The sequence below is a fragment of the Paraburkholderia sp. JHI869 genome (genome assembly GCF_038900775.1).
Classification (GTDB): domain Bacteria; phylum Pseudomonadota; class Gammaproteobacteria; order Burkholderiales; family Burkholderiaceae; genus Paraburkholderia.
In genome coordinates this window covers 341,421-362,615 of sequence record NZ_JAYMSC010000003.1, presented here as the reverse complement: position 1 = coordinate 362,615, position 21,195 = coordinate 341,421, and the positions used below count along the sequence as shown (strand labels likewise).

General features: G+C 65.2%; 15 protein-coding genes and 1 pseudogene. 13 read left to right on the top strand and 3 right to left on the bottom strand.

Going from position 1 to position 21,195, the window contains the following annotated elements:
* Positions 1 to 49: 49 nt before the first annotated feature.
* A pseudogene (locus VSR72_RS08045) lies at positions 50 to 283 on the top strand (hypothetical protein); the annotation flags it as partial.
* Positions 284 to 582: 299 nt separating this feature from the next.
* Here the strand turns inward: VSR72_RS08045 and VSR72_RS08040 are convergent.
* Positions 583 to 1,944, bottom strand: a complete 1,362-nt coding sequence (locus VSR72_RS08040) for an NYN domain-containing protein (RefSeq protein WP_342951865.1) — start codon at positions 1,942 to 1,944, stop codon at positions 583 to 585.
* 240 nt (positions 1,945 to 2,184) lie between these two features.
* Here VSR72_RS08040 and VSR72_RS08035 point away from each other — a divergent pair, with 240 nt between their 5' ends.
* Together VSR72_RS08035 and VSR72_RS08030 are read left to right on the top strand one after the other, a co-directional pair.
* A complete protein-coding gene (locus VSR72_RS08035) occupies positions 2,185 to 4,062 on the top strand; it encodes an alkaline phosphatase family protein (protein ID WP_342951864.1) in 1,878 nt (625 codons plus the stop codon).
* 76 nt (positions 4,063 to 4,138) lie between these two features.
* Entirely contained in the window at positions 4,139 to 5,380 is a 1,242-nt protein-coding gene (locus VSR72_RS08030; protein WP_342951863.1) for a cytochrome c peroxidase, read from the top strand.
* Here VSR72_RS08030 and VSR72_RS08025 read toward each other — a convergent pair.
* Positions 5,377 to 6,264 carry an IclR family transcriptional regulator gene (locus VSR72_RS08025; RefSeq protein ID WP_342951862.1) on the bottom strand — a complete coding sequence of 296 codons (888 nt, stop codon included), beginning with the start codon at positions 6,262 to 6,264 and terminating at the stop codon, positions 5,377 to 5,379. The genes VSR72_RS08030 and VSR72_RS08025 overlap by 4 nt on opposite strands.
* A 169-nt stretch (positions 6,265 to 6,433) precedes the next feature.
* Between VSR72_RS08025 and VSR72_RS08020 the strand changes: the two genes are divergently transcribed.
* From VSR72_RS08020 to VSR72_RS08005, 4 genes are all read left to right on the top strand, one after another.
* Positions 6,434 to 8,773 (top strand): cytochrome P450/oxidoreductase, encoded by a 2,340-nt coding sequence (locus VSR72_RS08020; protein WP_342951861.1) that lies wholly within the window; start codon positions 6,434 to 6,436, stop codon positions 8,771 to 8,773.
* Between the two features lie 46 nt (positions 8,774 to 8,819).
* On the top strand, positions 8,820 to 10,193 hold the full coding sequence (locus tag VSR72_RS08015; protein WP_342951860.1) for an MFS transporter: 1,374 nt from the start codon (positions 8,820 to 8,822) through the stop codon (positions 10,191 to 10,193).
* 328 nt (positions 10,194 to 10,521) lie between these two features.
* Positions 10,522 to 12,054: a class I adenylate-forming enzyme family protein gene (locus tag VSR72_RS08010; RefSeq protein ID WP_342951859.1), complete on the top strand. Its 1,533-nt coding sequence runs from the start codon at positions 10,522 to 10,524 to the stop codon at positions 12,052 to 12,054.
* A gap of 69 nt (positions 12,055 to 12,123) precedes the next feature.
* The gene (locus VSR72_RS08005) at positions 12,124 to 13,281 is read left to right on the top strand and encodes an acyl-CoA dehydrogenase family protein (protein ID WP_342951858.1); all 1,158 of its coding nucleotides are present in this window, start codon (positions 12,124 to 12,126) and stop codon (positions 13,279 to 13,281) included.
* A gap of 50 nt (positions 13,282 to 13,331) precedes the next feature.
* Here the strand turns inward: VSR72_RS08005 and VSR72_RS08000 are convergent, their stop codons facing one another.
* Entirely contained in the window at positions 13,332 to 14,234 is a 903-nt protein-coding gene (locus VSR72_RS08000) for a LysR substrate-binding domain-containing protein (protein ID WP_266231392.1), read from the bottom strand.
* 341 nt (positions 14,235 to 14,575) lie between these two features.
* On the opposite strand from VSR72_RS08000, the gene VSR72_RS07995 reads away from it, so the two are divergent.
* The 6 genes from VSR72_RS07995 to VSR72_RS07970 are packed head-to-tail and all read left to right on the top strand — an operon-like array spanning position 14,576 to position 21,173.
* Entirely contained in the window at positions 14,576 to 15,481 is a 906-nt protein-coding gene (locus VSR72_RS07995) for an SDR family NAD(P)-dependent oxidoreductase (RefSeq protein ID WP_342952037.1), read from the top strand.
* The gene (locus VSR72_RS07990; protein ID WP_342951857.1) at positions 15,481 to 16,773 is read left to right on the top strand and encodes an acetyl-CoA hydrolase/transferase C-terminal domain-containing protein; all 1,293 of its coding nucleotides are present in this window, start codon (positions 15,481 to 15,483) and stop codon (positions 16,771 to 16,773) included. The genes VSR72_RS07995 and VSR72_RS07990 overlap by 1 nt, the downstream gene beginning before the upstream one ends.
* Before the next feature lie 58 nt (positions 16,774 to 16,831).
* Positions 16,832 to 18,031 (top strand): acetyl-CoA C-acetyltransferase, encoded by a 1,200-nt coding sequence (locus VSR72_RS07985; protein WP_342951856.1) that lies wholly within the window; start codon positions 16,832 to 16,834, stop codon positions 18,029 to 18,031.
* Positions 18,032 to 18,076: 45 nt separating this feature from the next.
* Positions 18,077 to 19,252 (top strand): hypothetical protein, encoded by a 1,176-nt coding sequence (locus tag VSR72_RS07980; protein WP_342951855.1) that lies wholly within the window; start codon positions 18,077 to 18,079, stop codon positions 19,250 to 19,252.
* On the top strand, positions 19,249 to 20,385 hold the full coding sequence (locus VSR72_RS07975; protein ID WP_342951854.1) for a hypothetical protein: 1,137 nt from the start codon (positions 19,249 to 19,251) through the stop codon (positions 20,383 to 20,385). The genes VSR72_RS07980 and VSR72_RS07975 overlap by 4 nt, the downstream gene beginning before the upstream one ends.
* On the top strand, positions 20,382 to 21,173 hold the full coding sequence (locus VSR72_RS07970) for an enoyl-CoA hydratase/isomerase family protein (protein ID WP_342951853.1): 792 nt from the start codon (positions 20,382 to 20,384) through the stop codon (positions 21,171 to 21,173). Before VSR72_RS07975 ends, VSR72_RS07970 begins: the two co-directional genes overlap by 4 nt.
* Positions 21,174 to 21,195 lie beyond the last annotated feature (22 nt).

Sequence of the window (21,195 nt, the reverse complement as noted above, 5' to 3'; positions counted from 1 at the left end):
ATTGCGCTAGACTCGCGCGACGTGACGCGTACAGGAAAGGAGGTTCGCAATGTTGCGCAAGACGCTCAATGCTTCGCGGCTGCAGGAGGAAGTGCACCGGCGCATCCACCGGCTCCAGGAGGTGGTCGACGACGGCGTGAAGATCGGCGTGCCGCGCCCGCAACTGCAGGCGGCCGACCGCAGCGGCTGCAACTGGACGATGCAGCACTTTCACAACGCGGCCGGCTTCGAAGCGAGCGTGGCGCGCGTGCTGGAGCAGGTGCGGGGCGAATACAACCTCGCGCAGGCGCAGGATGACGCCGTGGAGGACGATGCCGGCGAGGCGCCCGACCCGCGTGATCCGTTCGGCGGTGGGAAGCGTACCGGCGCGGAGAATCCATTTGGCGGAGCGAAACCCGGTCCGGCGGCGAATCCGTTTGGCGACGCGAGGCCGTCGGGCAAGCAGGATCCGTTTGGGAATGGATCGCCCGAGAGTGATGAAGCGCCCGCGGAGAAGGGCAAGCGCCCCGGGAATCCGTTCGGCGACTGATTGATCGATGCGCCGCGCGCCGCCCATCGCGAGCGGCGCGCGTAACGCAATGTTCAGCTTTCTTCTGCTGCGGCCTTGCTGCGTGCGCGGCGCGCACGCGAGGGCGCTTTCTTCGCAGCGGGCTCGGCCGGCACCGGGGCGGCGCTAGCCGCTTCGTCGGCAACGCTGGGTGCCGTCTCGGCCGCTTTCTTCGATGTCCTCTTGCGAGCAGGGCTTTTGCGCGCAGCCGTCTTGCGCGCTCGCGCGGGGGCGGGCGCAGCGGCTTCGACATCGAAATCGACTGCCGGTTCGAGCGCCTCGTGTGCCTCTTGCGGCGCGCGGGTGCGCTCGTTCGCGTCGAACGGCTCGGCGGAGAAGGGCGGCGTGGCGTCGTGCCGATGCGCTGCATGCGCAAGCGCCTCGACAGGCTCGAACGGAATTTCGCTTTGCGCTTCGACCTCGACCGATTGCTCGACTGCGGCTTCGCGCGCCTCCGCAGCGCCGCCGCGGCCATTGCGACGGCCTTTGCGTCTGCCGCGCGGCTCCTCGGCGCGCGCCACCGGGCTCTCCGGCGCCGGTACGCTGGCGGGGGCAGCCGGGAGCGGGGGCGGGTTCAGCCGCGAGACCCACGTGCCCGACTTGTCGTCGCGGCCCACTTCGAGCAGTCCGCGCGACTGCGCCTCTTCGAGCAGATTGCCGAATGCGCGAAAGCCGTAGCGCGTTTCGTTGAAGTCGGGCCGGCGGCGCTTGATGGCGCTCTTGAGCACCGAAGCCCAGATCTTGCCGCTTTCGCCACGCTCCAGCACGAGCGCGTCGAGCGTTTCGATCGCGAACGCAACGGCCTTCGACTTGCGCTCGTCGCCGTCCTGCTTCGGCTGACGCTCGTCGCCGCCCTGGCGTTTCGCGCCGCTGCCGTCCTTGTGCTTGCCCTTGCCCTGCGTCTGCTGATCGCGCACGAGGTCGCGCACCAGATCGTCATAGAAGATGAATTCGTCGCAGTTGGCGACGAGCAGGTCGGAGGTGGAGTGCTTCACGCCCACGCCGATCACCTTCTTCGCGTTCTCGCGCAGCTTCGAGACGAGCGGCGAAAAGTCGGAGTCGCCGCTCACGATCACGAAGGTGTCCACGTGCGACTTCGTATAGCAGAGATCGAGCGCGTCGACGACGAGGCGGATATCGGCCGAATTCTTGCCCGACTGGCGCACGTGCGGAATTTCGATCAGCTCGAAGCTTGCTTCGTGCATCGCGGCCTTGAAGCCCTTGTAGCGCTCCCAGTCGCAATACGCCTTCTTCACGACGATGCTGCCCTTGAGCAAGAGCCGTTCCAGCACGGGCTGGATATCGAAGCGGTCGATCTTCGCGTCGCGCACGCCGAGCGCGACGTTCTCGAAGTCGCAGAACACCGCCATGCTGACGTTTTCCTGTGGGGAAGCCATGTGATTGATTCGTTCCATCTACCGTTGAATTCACATGATAGCCGGTTGCATCGCGGCGGGCCGGGAATCGCGATAGCGGCGCCTCGCCCCGCGCACCAGTTGGTTGTGTGCGCAAGCATGGTTCTTTCGAACGATTTTCGAGCGTGCGGTTGTTTCTTAACCGGCGTGTAACACAACTTACATAAACTTTCCGCGAGTCAAAAACCGTCGGGTGTACCCGACTTATAACGAGGGACAGTTGTGAAGAAAACACAGTCGCGCAGGGGTGCGCTCGCGATGCTGGCCAGCATCGGCGTCATGGCGGGGTTGTCTGGTTGCGGAAGCAACGATTCGGACGGCGGACCGAAAGTCACCGGCCAGGTGCTCGGCAGCTATATCCAGAATGCGGCGGTCTGCCTGGATGTGAACAACAACGGCAAGTGCGACCAGGGCGAGCCGGTCGCGCGCTCCGATGCCCAGGGCAAGTTCTCGATCTCCGATACGAGCAATGGGTCGTGGAAGTACATCGTTGCCGACCTGAGCGGCGCCACGGAGAACGACGCATCAGGCAAGAACATGGGCACGGCGTTCAACAGCACGGCTACGTTCCGTTCGCCGCGCGGCGTCAGTTCCGTCAGCGCGATCACCACGCAGCTTTCGCAACTGGTGGACAGCGGCCTGTCGCAGTCGGATGCTCAAACGCAACTGGCGAACAAGATCGGCACGACGCCGGACACCCTGCTGGGCGACTTCAACACCAACGGCAACGCCGCGGTGAAGGCAGCGAGCGACCAGTACATCGCAACCGTCGCATCGAGCAAGGCGATCAAGCACGTCTGGGTTATCGTGCTCGAAAACAAGAGCGCGGAATCGACGTACGGCACGACGGCCTCGGATTCGAACCAGGACCCGTACCTGAAATCGCTGGTGCCGCAGGGCACGTTCCTTTCGAACTACTACGGCACCGGCCACGTTTCACTGGACAATTACATTTCGATGGTGTCGGGTCAGCCGTCGACGCACGACACCGAAACGGACTGCTTCCAGCTGTGGTCCGATATCGTGGATGCCGGCAACGACTCGGCGAACCCCAAAGTTCTCAAGGCAGGTACGGACGCAAACGGCCACCAGAGCGGCGGCTGCGTGTTCCCGGCCCGCGTGCAGCATCTTGGCAACCAGATGGAACAGGCCAGGCTCACGTGGCGCAGCTACAACGAGGACATGGGCAACGACCTGAACCGTGACGGCACGAGAACCTGTTCGTTCCCGCGCCGTACCGCGCAGCTTGCGGGCTCCGACCCGACGAAGGCTGTGGACGGCACGCAGGCAGCACAGGCTCCTTCTGCGTCGGGCGACGTGGCGAGCGATGAGTACGCAACGCGTCACAATCCGTTCCCGTATTTCCATTCGACCATCGATGATCTGGCGAACTGCGACGCGCACGTGGTCAACCTGCAAGACGACCTGGCAGCGGATCTTCAGTCGATTGACACTACGCCGAACTTCTCCTTCATCACGCCGAACCTGTGCAACGATGGTCATGATGGCGACGGTACAGGGGCTGCGGGCAAGGGCTGCAAGAATGGCCAGCCTGGCGGCTTGACTTCGATCGACGCGTTCCTGAAGAAGACGGTCCCGCTGATCCAGGCTTCGCCCGCCTACAAGCAGGACGGCCTGATCATCATCACCACGGACGAAGGCGTCGTGACCGGACTCACGCCGACGACGCAAGTCAGTGCCGATGGCACGACGCTTTCCCTGCTGGAGCCGGAGATGGGCAACCAGTGCCCTGGCTGCAACCAGCAAACGGGTCCGAACGTGACGCGTCCGGAACAGGTCACGATGTCCACGCTGCCGGTGGCTCAAGCAGGCCTGCTCGGAATTAACGTGGCGTCGCTGCCTGCATCCGTGCAGAAGGTGTCGATTGCGTTGAACTACCTCGGAGTCGGCGGCGATCAGATTGGTACGCTTCTGCTGTCGCCGTTCATCAAGGGCGGCCACGTGGATAGTACGGGCTACAACCACTACGCGCTGCTGCGTGCGCTCGAAGACAACTTCGGCATTGGGTCGTATCTCGGCTACGCCGATGATGCATCGCTCAAGCCGATCTTCACGTCGGCCAACATTGATAACCGCTAATCCCTAGCGGTCTCACAAGAACTCTGTTGTCTTAGCCCGGTTCTCTGTTCGAACCGGGCTCTTTTCTTGATCCGTCATGCGCCATTTCCCTTCAAGGGCTGTTCTCGCAACGGCCTTTTGCCTTTTCCTTCTGTCCGCGTGCGACAAAGCCGCACCGGACGCTCAAGCAGCCCCGGTCAAAGCAGGTGCTTCTGATCTGGCAGCGATCGGCAAGGCAGCGTTCTTCGATCCGTCGCTGTCGGCTTCCGGCAAGCAGTCATGTGCCTCCTGTCACAGCCCCGCGAATGCCTATGGGCCGCCTAACGGTCTGGCTGTCCAGTTCGGTGGTCCAAACCTCGATCGAGCCGGACTGCGCGCGGTGCCGTCGCTGCGCTATCTGCGTGCTGTGCCTTACTGGACGTTCACGCAGGCAAATAGCCTGAAAGAGCGTCTCGAGGACGGAGACAATCAGCCCATCGGCGGATACACCTGGGATGGGCGCTACAACACCCCGGCAGATCAGGCTGCATTTCCCCTGCTCAATCCGGATGAAATGGCAAACAGCAGCGCGGACGACGTAGCGCAGAAGCTGAGCAAAAGCGCCTACGCACAGCAGTTCCGGGAAGCGTTCGGCCAGGACATTTTCTCGCGACCGGCGCAGGCGCTGGCGGACCTCGGAAAGGTATTGCAGGCATTCCAGTTCAATGATCCGTCGTTCGCGCCGTACTCCAGCAAGTTTGACCGCGTGCTCGACGGCAAGGATCAGTTCACGCCACAGGAAGCGCACGGATTGAAGCTGTTCAGCGACCCGGACAAGGGGAACTGTGCAAGCTGTCATCTGATCGACAAAGGTGCTCACGGCGCGCATCCGGCATTGACCGATTACAACTTTCAGACGCTGGGTGTACCACGCAACATGGACATTCCGGCCAACCGCGATCCGAACTTCTTCGACATGGGGTTATGTGGCCCGCTGCGTGAAGATCAGGCGAAGCAGCAAAAGTGGTTCTGCGGGATGTTCCGCACGCCCACGCTTCGCAACGTCGCCACGCGACGCGTGTTCTTCCACAATGGCATGTTCCACACGCTTGAAGATTCGATGCGCTTCTATGTCGAGCGCGACACGAACCCGGAGAAGTGGTATTCGAAAGACGCACACGGCCACGTCGTAAAGTTTGACGACCTGCCGAAGAATCTGCGCAGTAATGTGGACGTCAAGACGGAGCCACTGACGAATCACCTGGGCGGCAAACCGGTCTGGTCGGACTCGGATATCCGCGACGTGGTGGCGTTCCTGGATACCCTGACCGACGCGGACGCACAGATCGTGCCTCGCTAACGAACGGCGCGCGCCACGTAACCGAGCAGGGCGCTCACGGCGTCAGCCTCGCGGCGCACGGCGCGCCCGTTCGGGCCTTCGGGCGTGGCGTCGAAGCCGCCCGTCGCGCCCAGCGCCGTGAGTACGCCGCAGAGCTTGCCGGTGTGATCGAAGAGCGGCGCCGAAACGGCGCTGATGCCCTTGAGATTCGTGTCTCGCACGCTCGCGCAGCGCGCAGCCTGCACGTCGCGGCGCAGCGAGCCGATCGGATCGCTCGCGCTCAGTTGCGCGCGCAACGAAGCATCGGCGTGCGTGAGTTCATCTTCCGCTTGCGCGAGCACGCGCGCGTCGTCGAGCAGGCCGAGAAACACGCGGCCCGTGGACGACCACAGCAGCGACATCACCGACCCCACCCTTACGTTGACCGTCACGGGCAGCCCCGGCTCCTCGAAGCGGATGATCGTGGGACCCTTGTTGCCCATCACCGCGACGAACGACGTCACTTCGAGCGTCTCGCGCAGGCGCACGAGCGCGGGCTCCGCCATGCGCACCGGATCGGCCTGGCGCATGGCGGCCACGCCGATCATCATCGCCTCGGCGCCGAGCAGATACTGCTGCGTGGCGGTGTCCTGCGCGACGAGCCCTTCGTCGATCAGACTCACGAGATAACGATGCACCTTCGCGGGACTCTCGCCCACGCACGCGGCGAGACCCGAGAGGCTCGCACGGCCGCCCAGGCGCGCGAGGCCCTTGAGCACGGCCATGCCCGTTTGCGCGGACTGCACGCGTTGACGGCGCTCGCGTGGCGCGGTGGCGGCTTTCGTCTCTCGCGTGACTTTGGCGGGCGATGCGGCTTCGGCGGCTTTGGCCGCGGGGCGGCGGCTGGCGGTTTTCCTGCTTTCCATGCTGGGCGGGGACGCTGGGGAATCGGTTGGGTTCACGCGGGATTTTAGGGTGCGTAGGCGCGGCGCAGTGCCTGCCGTGCTTGCACGTTAACCCCTATCTCTGAATTACGCAATGCGTACTAGAGTTACGCAAAACGTAACGCATGCATGCAGGTTGCAGGAGAGGCACATGAGCGAGACACAACCCCAGTCAACGGGCCGCTGCCCGTTCCCCCACGCAGCGAGCGAGGCGCCAGGCGCCGCGCCGCGCTGCCCGGTCAGCGCCAACGCGGCTGCATTCGACCCCTTCAGCGACGGCTACCAGCAGGACCCGCCCGAGTACGTGCGCTGGGCGCGCGAGCAGGAGCCCGTGTTCTACAGCCCGCAGCTCGGCTACTGGGTGGTCACGCGCTACGACGACATCAAGGCGATCTTCCGCGACAACCTCACGTTCTCGCCGTCCATCGCGCTCGAAAAGATCACGCCAACGGGCCCCGAGGCGAACGCGGTGCTGGAATCGTATGGCTACGCGATGAACCGCACGCTCGTGAACGAGGACGAGCCCGCGCACATGCCGCGCCGCCGCGTGCTGATGGAGCCGTTCACGCCCGAACATCTCAAGCACCACGAACCGATGGTGCGGCGCCTCACGCGCGAGTACGTGGACCGTTTCATCGACGAAGGCCGCGCCGATCTCGTAGACCAGATGCTCTGGGAAGTGCCGCTCACCGTCGCGCTGCATTTTCTGGGCGTGCCCGAAGAGGACATGGACCTGCTGCGCAAGTATTCGATCGCGCACACGGTCAATACATGGGGCCGGCCGCGCCCAGAAGAGCAGGTCGAAGTCGCGCACGCAGTGGGCAACTTCTGGCAGTTCGCGGGCAAGGTGCTCGACAAGATGCGCCAGAACCCGGATGGCCCGGGATGGATGCAGTACGGTATTCGCAAGCAAAAGGCGCATCCGGAAGTCGTCACGGACTCCTATCTGCATTCGATGATGATGGCCGGAATCGTGGCCGCGCACGAGACCACGGCCAACGCGACGGCCAACGCGATGAAGCTGCTGCTGCAGCACCCGCACGCGTGGCGCGAGATCTGCGAGGACCCGAGCCTCATTCCGAACGCGGTGGAAGAGTGCCTGCGCCACAATGGTTCGGTGGCTGCCTGGCGGCGTCTCGCGACGAAGGACGTTCAGATTGGCGGCATCGACATCGCGGCGGGCTCGAAGCTGCTCATCGTGACCTCCTCGGCGAATCACGACGAGCGCCATTTCGCCGACGCCGACCTGTTCGACATTCGTCGCGACAACGCGAGCGACCACGTTACGTTCGGCTATGGCTCGCACCAGTGCATGGGCAAGAACCTCGCGCGCATGGAAATGCAGATCTTCCTCGAAGAGTTCACGCGGCGCTTGCCGCACATGCGCCTGGCCGAGCAGACGTTCACGTATGTGCCGAACACGTCGTTCCGGGGTCCTGAGCATGTGTTCGTGGAATGGGACCCCGCGCTGAACCCCGAGCGCACGAATGCAGCGCTGCTCGGCGCGCACGTGCCGGTGCGCATCGGCGAGCCTTCGGCACACGCGCTTTCGCGGCCCGTGGTGGTCGAGCGTGTGGATGCGGTGGCCGAAGGCATCGTCCGTTTGCGCCTCGTGGCACCCGACGGCGGCGCGCTGCCGCGCTGGGCGCCGGGCGCGCATATCGACGTGGAATGCGGCGACACCGGCATCTCGCGCCAGTATTCGCTGTGCTCCGATCCCGCCGATACCGGTGCATTCGAGATCGCCGTGCTGCGCGAAACGCAAAGCCGCGGCGGTTCGGTCTGGATGCACGACATGCTGCGCGCAGGGATGCGGTTGAAGATTCGCGGCCCGCGCAATCACTTCCGGCTCGACGAAGAGGGGCGCCGCGCGATCTTCGTTGCGGGCGGCATCGGCATCACGCCGGTGAGCGCGATGGCGCGCCGCGCGCGGGAGCTCGGCATCGACTACGAATTGCACTACAGCGGCCGCTCGCGCAAGACGATGGCCTTCGTCGATGAACTCGCGCAACTCCATGGCGAGCGGCTGCATCTGCACGTTTCGGAGGAAGGCACCCGCAACGATTTCGCTGCGCTGCGCGTGGACGAACACACGCGCGTCTACGCGTGCGGCCCCGCGCGCATGCTCGAAGCGCTCGAAGCCTGCAGCGAGGCGTGGCCCGAAGACGCGCTGCGCGTGGAGCATTTCGCCGCGACCGGCGGCAAGCTCGACCCTTCGCAGGAGCAGGCGTTTGAAGTCGAGTTAAAGGACTCGGGGCTCGTGCTCAACGTAGGGGCGGATCAGACCGTGCTCGACGCACTGCGCCGCGCGAACATCGACGTGCAAAGCGATTGCGAAGAAGGCTTGTGCGGCTCATGCGAGGTGCGCGTGCTGGCGGGCGAGATCGATCACCGCGACGTGGTCCTCACGCGCGCCGAGCGCGACACGCAAACCCGCATGATGACCTGCTGCTCGCGCGCGAAAAGCGGGCGATTGATACTCGAACTCTAGTCGCCGAAGTGCGATCGAGACCATAAAACAAGGATTGGAGACACGCATGAACAAGGCGGTGGAGGTTACCGGCATCATCGACGAAAGCCGGTTCGGGCCGTATCAGCTACTCGTGGTCACGCTGTGCGCGCTGTGCCTCGTGATGGACGGCTTCGACGTTCAGGCGATGGGATATGTGGCGCCGGTCGTGATCCGCGAGTGGGGCATCGCGAAGGAAACGCTCTCGCCGGTGTTCGGCGCGGGCCTCTTCGGCATGCTCGTGGGCTCGCTCACGTTCAGCACGCTCGCCGACAAGATCGGCCGCCGTCCCGTGCTGATCGGCGCGACGCTGTTCTTTTCCGCGTGCATGGTGGCCACGGGCTTCGCGCATTCGATCGCGGAACTGGTGGCCTGGCGCTTCGTCGCGGGACTGGGTCTGGGCTGCATCATGCCGAACGCGATGGCGCTCGCGGGCGAGTACAGCCCGCGCCGCATGCGCGTCACGCTCATGATGATCGTCTCGTGCGGCTTCACGCTGGGCGGCGTCGTGGGCGGCCTGATCACCGCCGCGCTGATTCCGGCGTTCGGCTGGCGCGCCGTGTTTTTCGTGGGCGGTGCGATTCCGCTCGTGCTGGGCGTGCTCATGTGGCTCGCGTTGCCCGAGTCGATCCAGTTCCTGCTGTTCCGCGGCCGCGGCGAGCAAACCCAGGCGCGCGTGCGTCGCAACCTGTCGCGGGTGGCGCCTGCACTTGCGCTGCCAACCGGCGTGCAGTTCACGACCGCGGAAACGCGCTCGCGCGGCGTGCCGTTCGTCGAACTGTTCAAGGAAGGCCGTGCGCGCGTGACCATGCTGTTGTGGGTCGTGAACTTCGCGAACCTGCTTGCCATGTATTTCCTTTCGAACTGGCTGCCGACCGTGATTCGCGACGCCGGCTACTCGACCCAGACCGCCGTGTTCGCCGGCACGGCGCTGTGGGGCGGCGGCGTGATCGGCACGCTGCTGCTCGGGCGCATCATCGACATGGCGGGCTTCACGCGCGTCCTTGCCACGACGTTCCTGATCGCCATCGTCTCGACGGCCGCGATCGGCAATCCGGCCGTGATGGTTTCCGTGGCCGCGATGTTCGTCGCGATCTTCGTCACCGGCTTTACGATCATCGGCGGCCAGCCGGCGCTCAACGCGCTCGCCGCGACCTACTATCCGACTTCGCTGCGCTCGACGGGCATCGGCTGGAGCCTCGGTGTCGGGCGTATCGGCTCGGTCGTCGGCCCTGTGCTGGGCGGTGCGCTCCTGCACCTGCAATGGTCGTCATCGTCGCTCTTTCTCGCGGCTGCCGTGCCGGCCTGTGTCTCGCTCACGGGCATCGTGGCGATTCATCGGGCGAATATCGCCTCTAAGGGCACGATGGGAGGCGAGCGTGCGGCGACGCAGATGGAGTGACTGGCGCCAGCGCCTGCGTAGGGCTGCGCTGGCGCTGGCGAGGCGCCCGCACGGGCATGGCGGCTACGGCGTGTGGGCTGGCTCAGCAAGCCCGTGCGCGGACCGGGTTGCCGCTACCCGACGCAGGCCCAACCGCACACGGGCCCGCGTGACCGGCGAGGGCTGAACCCCGCCCATTCGGGCTGATTCCGACTTCTCGGCAGACGAATGCCGGCTTTATCGAAAACGAATTGTTGGCAGGCCGCACCTGAACCACACTGATACCTGTCGCGATGCGGCGTGCCACGGCGCGCCGTACGCAGTCAAAGAGCAACGACGGGAGGTGACAGTGGTGAGGCGAGCGGCGCGCAAGATCAGCGATATCGCGCGGCATTGGGCGGAGGCGTCGCCCGAGGCCGTGGCGATACGCGAGGAAGCAAAGGTGACGAGCTTCGGGCAGCTCTGGAGCGACGTTGGGCAGGCGCAGCAGTTTTTGCGCGAGCAGGGCGTGGAGGTGGGCGACCGCGTGCTCATCGTCGCCGAAAACTGCTCGGCCGTGGTGACGCTGCTATTCGCGCTTTCGGAAATCGGCGCGTGGCCCGCCGTGGTCAACGCGCGGCTCTCGGAGCGCGAGATCGAGACGATCCGCGCGCATTGCGGGCCGCGTCTCATGCTGTTCACGCACGGCGCGTCGCCCGACGCGCTGCGGCATGGCGTGCGCTATCGCGCGCGCGAAATCGCGCCGGCCGGGCTCGGGCCGCTGATGATGGCCGCGCCCGATGCCAACGCCGTGCGCGAAGCCGAAGCGATCGCGCACGAGGTCGCGGTGCTCATCTATACGTCGGGCACGACGGGCCAGCCCAAGGGCGTGATGGCCACGCATCGCGGCCTGCTGCATTTCGCGCATGTCTCAGCCACGTCGCGCGACATGACGCAGGCGGACTGCGCCTACGCGGTCATGCCGATGTCGCATATCTTCGGCCTCGCCACGCTGCTGCTCGCCACCTTCGAGGCGGGCGCGAGCCTGCATCTCGCGGCGCGCTTTTCGGCGGAAGAGGTCGTGAAGGCGCTCGGCGCCTCCGAAATCTCCATTCTTCAGGGCGTTCCCACGCTCTTCACGCGCATCGTCGCTTATGTGCGCGAGCATGGCGGCACGGTGCACGCGCCGCGTCTGCGCTACCTTTATACGGGCGGCGGCCCGCTCGATCCCACGCTCAAGCAGCAGGTCGAAGGGCTCTTCGGCATGCCCCTGCATCACGGCTACGGCATGACCGAGTACGCGGGCTCGCTCTTCATCACGCGTATGGACCGTCCGCGCAAGGACGTCTCTTCGGGTGAGATCGTCGAGGGCGCCGAGTTGCGCGTGGTCGGCCCCGACGGCGAGGATGTGCCGCGCGGCGAGGCGGGCGAGCTGTGGGTGCGCGGTCCCGGCGTCATGCATGGCTACTATCGCGAGCCGGGTCTGACCGCCGAAGTGCTCGACGCGCAAGGCTGGCTCAAGACCGGCGACCTTGGCCGCCTGGATGCGGACGGCGCGCTCTTCATCGTAGGCCGCTCGAAGGATCTCATCATCCGCTCGGGCTTCAACGTCTATCCCATCGAAGTCGAGTCGGTCATCAACACCTATGAGGCGGTGCGCCAGAGCGCCGTGGTGGGGCGGCGCGACGCCGAAGGCAACGAGGAAGTCGTGGCCTTCGTGGAAGCGAAAGAGGGCGCGACGATCGACGCGGCCGATCTCGCCCACTACCTGAGCGAGCGGCTATCGGCCTACAAGCGCCCCTCGGAGATCGTGACCATCGACATGATTCCGACCACGGCGAGCGGCAAGCTGCAAAAGCAGCCGCTGCGCGAAATGGCCAAACGTGCCGTGAGCGCTCGCTGAGCATTCCTGATTTTCTCTTCCTAGCGGGCGGCATTGTGCCGCCCGATCAACGATTGCAGGGCATACACCATGATTCGCGACCAGGAAACGATGAACGTTCTGCTCGACAACGTCGCGCGCTTCGTGCGCGAGCGTCTCGTGCCGAACGAAGAACGCGTAGCCGACACGGATGAAATTCCGTCCGATATCGTCGACGACATGAAGGCCATGGGCCTCTTTGGTCTGACCATACCGGAGCAATACGGCGGGCTCGATCTCACGATGGAAGAGGAAGTGCTCGTGATGTTCGAACTGGGCAAGACCTCGCCCGCGTTTCGCTCGATCATCGGCACGACGGTGGGGATCGGCTCGCAGGGCATCGTGATCGACGGCACTCAGGAGCAGAAGGAAAGGTGGCTGCCGAAGCTCGCAAGCGGCGAGATCATCGCGAGCTTCGCGCTCACGGAGCCGGGCGCGGGCTCGGACGCCGCCTCGATCAAGACGCGTGCCGAGCGGCGTGGCGACCACTATGTGGTGAACGGCACCAAGCGTTTCATCACGAATGCGCCCCAGGCCGGCATGTTCACGCTGATGGCGCGCACCAATCCCGACGAGCCGCGCGCGGGCGGCATCACCTCGTTCATCGTCGATGCGAAAACGCCCGGCATCAGCTTCGGCAAGCGCGACAAGAAGATGGGGCAGCGCGGCGCGCATACTTGCGACGTCATCTTCGAGGACGTGAAGGTGCCGGCGGAAAACATCATCGGCGGCAAAGAGGGCGTGGGCTTCAAGACGGCGATGAAGGTGCTCGACAAAGGGCGCATCCACATTGCGGCGATCTGCGTGGGCGTGGCGCAACGCATGCTCGACGACGCACTGCGCTACGCGATGGAGCGCGAACAGTTCGGCGAGAAAATCGCCGAGTTCCAGCTCGTGCAAGCGATGCTCGCCGATAGCCAGACCGAACTCTATGCGGCACGTTGCATGGTGCTCGACGCGGCGCGCCGCCGCGACGAAGGCCAGAACGTGAGCACGGAGGCCGCGTGCGCGAAGCTGTTCGCATCCGAAATGTGCGGGCGTGTGGCCGACCGCGCGGTGCAGATCTTCGGCGGTGCCGGCTATATGTCCGACTATGGCATCGAGCGCTTCTACCGCGACGTGCGCATTTTCCGCATCTATGAAGGCACGAGTCAGATTCAGCAGATCGTCATTGCGCGCAACATGATTCGCGCGGCAGGCGGGCGGTAAGCGAGAAAGGCGGCGCGCGGCACGCAATACGCGCGCGCCGCGTCGTCAGCTCATTCGAGCCGGCCGATGCCGTCGGCCACCAGCAGATCGACAAGCTTGCGCGCGAAAAGCGGCAGCGCGTCGCGGTCGGCCATGCAGATTTGCAGCTTGCGTACGGCCCATTCGTCGGTGAGCGGCACGATCTTGAGCGACATGGTTTGCGCGTGGCGGCGCGCCGTGCCTTCGGGCAGCACGCCAATGCCGATGTTCGCTTCGATCATGCGGCACGCGGCTTCGAAATTGCCGATCTGGATACGCCAGCGTATCGTGCGCTGTAAATCCGATGAAGCCCGTTTGAGGAACGAGAAAATCGCGCTCTCGTCGGGCGGGCCGATGAAGTCGTAGTCGAGCGTATCGGCAAACGCCATTTCGCTTGCCTGCGAAAGCGGGTGGCTGAGCGCCGTGACGAGCACGAGCCGGTCACGCCGATAGGGCAGCACCTGCAAGCCCTCCGTACGCACATTGCCGGCCACGATCCCGATATCGATCGTGCCGTCCTGCACGGCGCGCACGATATCGGGCGAAAGACGCTCGTGAATGTCCACGTACACGTCGGGATGGTTGATGAGGTAGGTGCGCAGCACGGCGGGCAGGAACTCGCTCATCGCCGTGGTGTTCGCAAACACGCGCACATGGCCCTTCACACCTTGCGAATACTCCTGCAGGTCTCCCGTGAGTTGTTCGAGCTGCTTGAGCACGCGGCGCGCATGCGCGAGCAGCGTCTCGCCGGGCCCCGTTAGCGTGACCCCCTGACTCGTGCGGCTCAAGAGCTTCACGCCCACCTGTTCTTCGAGATTCTTGATACGCGTGCTCGCCGCGGGCAGCGAGAGGTGCGCGCGTTCCGCGCCGCGCGTGAGGCTGCTCGCCTCGGCTACGTGGGTGAAGAGCTTCAGGTCGACGAGATCGAAATGCATGGGTGGACTTGCCGTGACTCCAGGTTCTGTCTGCTCGTTCGTTCGAGGGATGCGCAAAACATGAGGGACGAGCAGACTCTGAGCATTATTGCGCCGCAGCGCAATGCACGCCATTAGCGATAGTACGGGTTAATCCTGGCCGAAACGGGCGTTCGGCATATCCAAATTGTGTACCCGTACCCGATGCGTCAAGCTGCAACACGAAGGGCACAGCTTGCCGCGCAGCTTGCCGCGCAGCTTGCCGCGCAGTTTGCCGCGCGGTTTGCCGAATAACGATTCAATTCGAATGAATGCCCGGCGCAATGCGGGCTGGAGGAGCGAAAACGATGACGACGCAACGAATGCTGGACGGTAAGGTCGTGGTGGTGACGGGGTCGGGCGGGGGCATTGGCCGCGATATCGCGCTCATGATGGCGCGCCACGGTGCGAAAGTCGTGGTGAACGACGTGGGCGCCTCGCTCACTGGCGAGGGCCATAACGATGGGCCCGCCCAGGCCGTGGTGAACGAGATCAAGTCGTTCGACGGCCAGGCCACGGCGAACACCGATAGCGTGGCCGACGCCGCGGGCGCCGCGCACATCGTGCAGAACGCGCTCGACGTGTTCGGCCGTATCGATTGCGTGGTGAATAACGCCGGTATTCTGCGCGACCGCTTCTTTCACAAGATGAGCGAAGAAGAGTGGGATGCCGTGCTGAAGGTTCACCTTTACGGCTCGTACTACGTCTCGCGCGCCGCCGCCGACCACTTCAAGGAGCAGCGCAGCGGCGCGTTCGTGCACATGACGTCCACGTCCGGGCTGATCGGCAACCTCGCGCAGGCCAACTACAGCGCGGCGAAGCTCGGCATTGCGGGCCTGTCGAAATCCATCGCGCTCGATCTGGAAAAGTTCGGTGTGCGTTCGAACTGCATCGCGCCCTTCGCGTGGAGCCGCATGATCAACTCGATCAAGATCGATTCGCCGGAGCAGGAAGCGCGCGTCGCCAAGATCAAGCAGATGACGCCCGCGAAGATCGCGCCGCTCGCCGTCTACCTCGCAAGCGAGCAGGCCGCCGACGTGACGGGCCAGATCTTCGCGGTCCGCAACAACGAGATCTTCCTGATGAGCCAGCCGCGTCCGGTGCGCTCGGTGCATCGCGGCGAGGGCTGGACGCCGGAGACGATTGCCGAGCATGCCATGCCCGCGCTGCGCAAGTCGTTCCACACGCTCGACGTTTCCGCCGATGTCTTCAGCTGGGACCCCGTGTGATGACGCGCGGCCCGCGTGCGGCGCGCCTGGTCGACGCCGCGCAGCTCGATTTCGCGCACTATGTGCACCCCGGCGACACCGTAGCGTGGGGGCAGTGCGGCGCGGAACCGTGCACGCTTACCGCGCTGCTGATGTCGCAGCGCAAGGCGATACGCGGCCGGTTTCGCGTGTTCGTAGGCGCTTCGTGGTCCGAAACGCTTGATCCCGCGTATGCGGACTGCGTGGACTTCGTGGCCTATGGCGCATCGGGTACGAACCGGCGGCTCGAGCGCGAGGGCGTGCTCGACATCCTGCCGTGCCATTACTCGCAGTTTCGCAACGTGCTCGCTAGCGGTCCGAATCGCATCGACGTGCTGCTGCTGCAAGTTGCTCCCGCAGACGAAGCGGGGCGCTACAGCCTCTCGATCGCGCATGAGTATCTGGTGCCGCTGATCGACAGCGCACGCGTGGTGATCGCCGAGGTGAACGCGTCCGCGCCCTGGACCTACGGCGAACGCATGCTGCGCGCAGAAGACTTCGACGCGCTGATCCACACCGACCGTGCGCCGCTGGAGGCCCCGGCCTCCCTGGCCGGCGACGTCGAGCGGCGCATCGCGCGGCATGCCGCTTCGCTGATCGAAGACGGCGCGACGATCCAGCTCGGGCTAGGCGCGCTGCCAGAGGCCATCGTCGCGCAGTTGCATGACCGGCGGGATCTTGGCGTGCATAGCGGCACCCTCGGCGACGCCGTGGTCGATCTGATCGAAGCCGGTGTGGTGACGAATGCCCGCAAGTCGCGCGACAAGGGCGTGAGCGTGGCTGGCACGATGATGGGCACGCGCAAGGCCTACGCGCACGCGCATCGCAATGCGCAGATTCAGTTTCGCTCCACGGCCTATACGCATGACATCGACGTGCTCGGCAGCCTCGATCGCTTCGTGGCGATCAACTCGGCGCTGGAGGTCGATTTGACCGGACAGGTCAACGCGGAGGCGGCCGGCGGCCGCTATGTGGGCGCCGTGGGCGGGGCGCTCGATTTCATGCGCGGCGCGGCGCGCTCGCCCGGGGGCGTGGCAATCGTTGCGCTCGCCTCCAGCACGCGTTATGGCAGCCGTATCGTCGCGCGCCTTTCGGGGCCGGTCAGCACGCCGCGCAGCGATGCCGCGGTGATCGTCACCGAGCACGGTGTGGCGGACCTGCGGGGGCTCACGCTCGCACAGCGTGTCGATCGCATGCTCGCCATCGCGCCGCCAGAGTGGCGCGAGCAACTGGCTGCGGCGCACCACGCAAGACGGGATGCGCTAACAGCCTGACGGAACATGGCGCCGCGTGAAGCGACCGACAACCAGACAACATATAAAGGAATCCGAAATGAGAAGAGCAGCGATAGTCGCACCGGTGCGCACGCCGGTCGGCACGTTCGGCGGCAGCCTGCGCCCCGTTTCCGTCGAGACGCTTGCGGCCACCGTCCTGCGCGAAACCATCGCGCGCAGCGGCGTGGACCCGGCGCGTATCGAGGATGTGGTCTTCGCGCAATCGTACGCGAACAGCGAGACGCCTTGCATCGGTCGCTGGGCCGCGCTCGAAGCGGGGCTGCCCGTGCAGGTGCCGGGCATGCAGCTCGATCGCCGTTGCGGCGGCGGGCTGCAGGCGGTCGTGACCGCCGCGATGATGGTGCAGAGCGGCGCGGCGGACGTGGTCGTGGCCGGCGGTGTGGAGAGCATGAGCAATATCGAGTACTACACGACTGACATGCGCTGGGGTGCTCGCGCGGGGTCGGTAAAGATGCACGACCGTCTCGAGCGCGGCCGCGAACGTTCGCAGCCTGAAGCGCGCTTCGGCTACATCTCCGGAATGATCGAAACGGCGGAGAACCTCGCGAAGGAGTACGGCATTACGCGCGAGGAAGCGGACGCCTACGCCGTGCGCAGCCATCAGCGCGCGGCTGCGGCCTGGGAGTCGGGCCGTTTCGCCGAGGAGGTGGTGCCGGTTTCGGTGCCGCAACGCAAGGGCGACCCGCTGCTGTTCGCGCGTGACGAAGGCGTGCGCGCCGACGCGAGCGAGGCGTCGCTCGCGAAACTCAAGCCGCTCATGAAAGGCGGCACGGTGACAGCGGGCAACGCGAGCCAGCAGAACGACGCCGCGGCCGCGTGCCTGATCGTCGCCGAAGACCAGCTCGACAAACTGGGTCTCACGCCGCTTGGCTACCTGACCGGCTGGGCCGCAGCGGGTTGCGAGCCCGCGACGATGGGCATCGGACCGGTGCCCGCAGTACAGAAGCTGCTGCAAAAAACGGGGCTCACCTTCGATCAACTCGATCTCGTCGAACTGAACGAGGCGTTCGCGTGCCAGGTGCTCGCCGTGCTCAAGGGCTGGGGCTGGCATGAGGAATCGCGGCTGAACGTGAATGGCTCGGGCATTTCGCTTGGTCACCCGATCGGCGCGACTGGCGTGCGGATGCTCACGACCCTGCTTTACGAACTGCAGCGCCGCAAGGGCCGCTATGGCCTTGAAACGATGTGTGTGGGCGGCGGGCAGGGCATCGCGGCCATCTTCGAGCGTGCGGCCTGAGCGCTGATATTTCGTAGACCTACTGAATCGAAAAAGGAGGAGACGATGCTCGATGCACTCAACGCGCAGCTCTCGCGGCTGCAAGCGCATCCGTTCTACGAGGGACGTCTGCCGCGTAGCGTCGCGAGCGCGGCTGAGTTTGCCGAGCGCGTGCCGCTCATGACGCGCGCCGAACTGGTGACCGAGATGAATCGCCCCGGCTACGGCGCGTTTGCGCCCGCCGTGCCGCCGGTTCGCGTACACCTCACGCCGATGGGCGCGTCGCTCGTGCCGATCCTGCAAAGCGCGGCCGACTTGCGCGCGATCGAAGCCGCGTGCGGCCAGCATCTCGACGCATGTGGCATCGGTCCCGGCGACGTGTGCATGGTGACCTTCGGCTATCACCTCTTCGTGGCGGGGCTTTTCTATCAGACCCAGATGGAAGCGCGCGGCGTGGCGTGCATTCCGCATGGCCCAGGCGAGACCGAACGCGCCGCGCGTGTTGCCCAGCAGTGCGGCGTGACGGTACTGGCCGGCAATCCGTCGCACGCGCTCAAGCTCATCGAAGCGGGGTGCCCCGTGCCGCGCGTGTTTTTCGCGGGCGGCGAAGCGTTCACGGGCAATGCCGCGCTTTACGCGCGCGTGCGCGAAGCGATGCCGGGCACCTTGCTGATCGACAGTTACTCGCTTTCCGAATGCCTGCCAGTGGCGCGTACGTTCCCAGGCGGCACGGGCGTGCATGTGTTCGACGAATTGCTGTACGCCGAAGTGATCGACCCGGACACCTGCGCGCCCGTTGCCGAAGGCGAACGCGGCGAACTCGTGCTCACGCATCTGAAGAAGGAACTGCAGCCGCTCGTGCGTTATCGCACCGGCGACCTCACCGTGCTCGAACGCACCGCGCCCGTGCATGGGCGTTCGGTGTCGTTGCCGCGGGTCGTGTTCGGCCGCGCCGATTCGATGGTGAAGATCAAGGGCGTGAAGGTCTATCCGTCCGAGTTGAAGACGGTGCTGCTAGGCGTGGAGGGCGCGACGCTCGTGTACCGGCTTGTGGTCGGCACAAAGGATCACGGCGGCGACCATCTCACGCTGCAGGTGGAAGGGACGGTGGAGCGTTCCGCGATCGAGGTCATTGCGGAGCGCTTCAAGCGCCAAACGTTAATCCACGCGGACGCGATCGAGTCTGTCGCGAAGATCGACGGCGCGGCGCTCGTAGAAGACCAACGGAGACAAACAACATGAATGCAAGCGCAACGAATACTCAAGCCCCCTGGCGCCTCGTCGTAGGCGGCCACAGCTACGCGGATTTTTCGATTTCGGTGTCGCCGGCCGTCGAGCGCGCCGTGGCCGAAAATCTCGCGCCGCCGACGGTCTATCTGAACGTCTTCAACGAAGACAGCATTACCGTAGGGGTGAACGAAGACCCGAACCAGGTGCTCGATCTGCCGTTTTGCACCGGCAACAACGTGGTCGCGCGCCGGCGTGTGAGCGGCGGCGGTGCGATCTACGCGGGGCGCGGCTCGGCATTTCTCGCGTTCTATCTGCCGATTGGCCTGCCCGGCGTGCCCCAAACTGCGGCGCAGGCGTTCCCCACGATACTCGGTCACGTCGCCGAAGCGCTGCGCGATGTGTTCGGCCTGCAAGCCGCTTACCGGCCGCTGAACGACGTCGAGATCGACGGACGCAAGCTCGTCGCCACGTCGCTCAAGATCGAAGGCGGCGTGCTGACGTTCCGCATTCTGCTGAACGTGAAAGCCATCGACACCGCGATCGCGGCGCGCGCGATGCCCATGGCGCCGGAGAAGGTCAAGGACAAGAAGCACAAGGATCTCGGCTCGCGCTATACGTATCTGGAGCAGGAACTGGGCCGTGAAGTGAGCGCCGATGAACTGACCGCCTGGGTCACGGCGTGCGTGCGCCGTACGTTCGGCGATATGGCGCTCGAGTCTGGCGCACTCGGCAGCGAAGAACTCGTTTTCGCCGAGCAATACGAACGCGAACTGCACGAGGAGAGCTGGTTCCACGAAAAGAGCGAGGCCACGCGTTACAGCCCGATCACGCTAAATGGCGACCGTATCGTGCGCGGACGCGAAAAGGCTCCCGCAGGACTGATCTGGCTGAGCCTGCTCGTGCGCGACGGCACGGTGGTCAAGGCGATCGTCAACGGCGACTGGCATCCGCGTCCGCTCGCTTCGGTCGCCTGGCTCGAAGATGGCTTCTGCGGACTCGCCGCCACGCGCGAGGCGTGCGCAGCGCATATCGAGGCGTTTCTCGCGCGCCCCGACGTGGAATTCGCGAGCGTCGAGCCTGTGCATCTCATCACGGCGCTCGACAAGGCGCTCGCCGAACTCGCGAACGCCGGGGTGAGCGCATGAGCGAAAAAACTTTACGGGTAGAGCAGGAGGCGGGCGTCGCGACGCTCACGTTCAATCGCCCGGAAGCCAAGAACGCGCTCAACGGCGAGATGCGGGTGGAGTTGCTCGAAGCCGTGCAGCGCATCCGTGCGGACCGTAGCGTGCGCGCCGTCATTTTGCGCGGCTCGGGCAACGACTTCTGTTCGGGCGGCGACGTGCGCGGCATGAACGTGACGAGCGCCGAGGCAGGGCGAGATCGCATCGACGACCTGCATGGCTGGGTGAGCATGCTGATCGACCTCGATCGCCCGGTGATCGCGGCCGTGGATGGCGTGTGCTACGGCGCGGGCTTCAGCTTCGCACTTGCGGCCGACTTCGTGATCGCGAGCACGCGCGCGCGCTTTTGCATGCCTTTCATGAAAGTCGGTCTTGTGCCCGATTGCGGGGCGTTCTATACGCTGCCGCGCGTGGTGGGACTCGCGCGCGCGAAGGACCTCGTTTTTACGGCACGCGAGATTCGCGCCGCCGAGGCGAAGGAGACGGGGGCGGTGCTCGAAGTGGTCGAGCCGGACCAGCTTCATGCGCGCGCCGCGCAGGTCGCGGCCGGCCTTGCCGCGGCGTCTCCCATCGCCTTCGGTCTCGCAAAACGTGCGCTGAACCAGTCGCTCGGCAGCGACCTGCGAGCGATGCTCGAAATCGAGTCGGCGGCGCAGGGCATTGCGTTCACGACCGAGTTCCATCGCGAAGCCGTGAAGCGCTTTCGCGAGAAGGCCGATCCGCTCTTCAAGTGGCCTGCCGCCGAGGCCTGATCTCGCATTGGTTCGATACAAA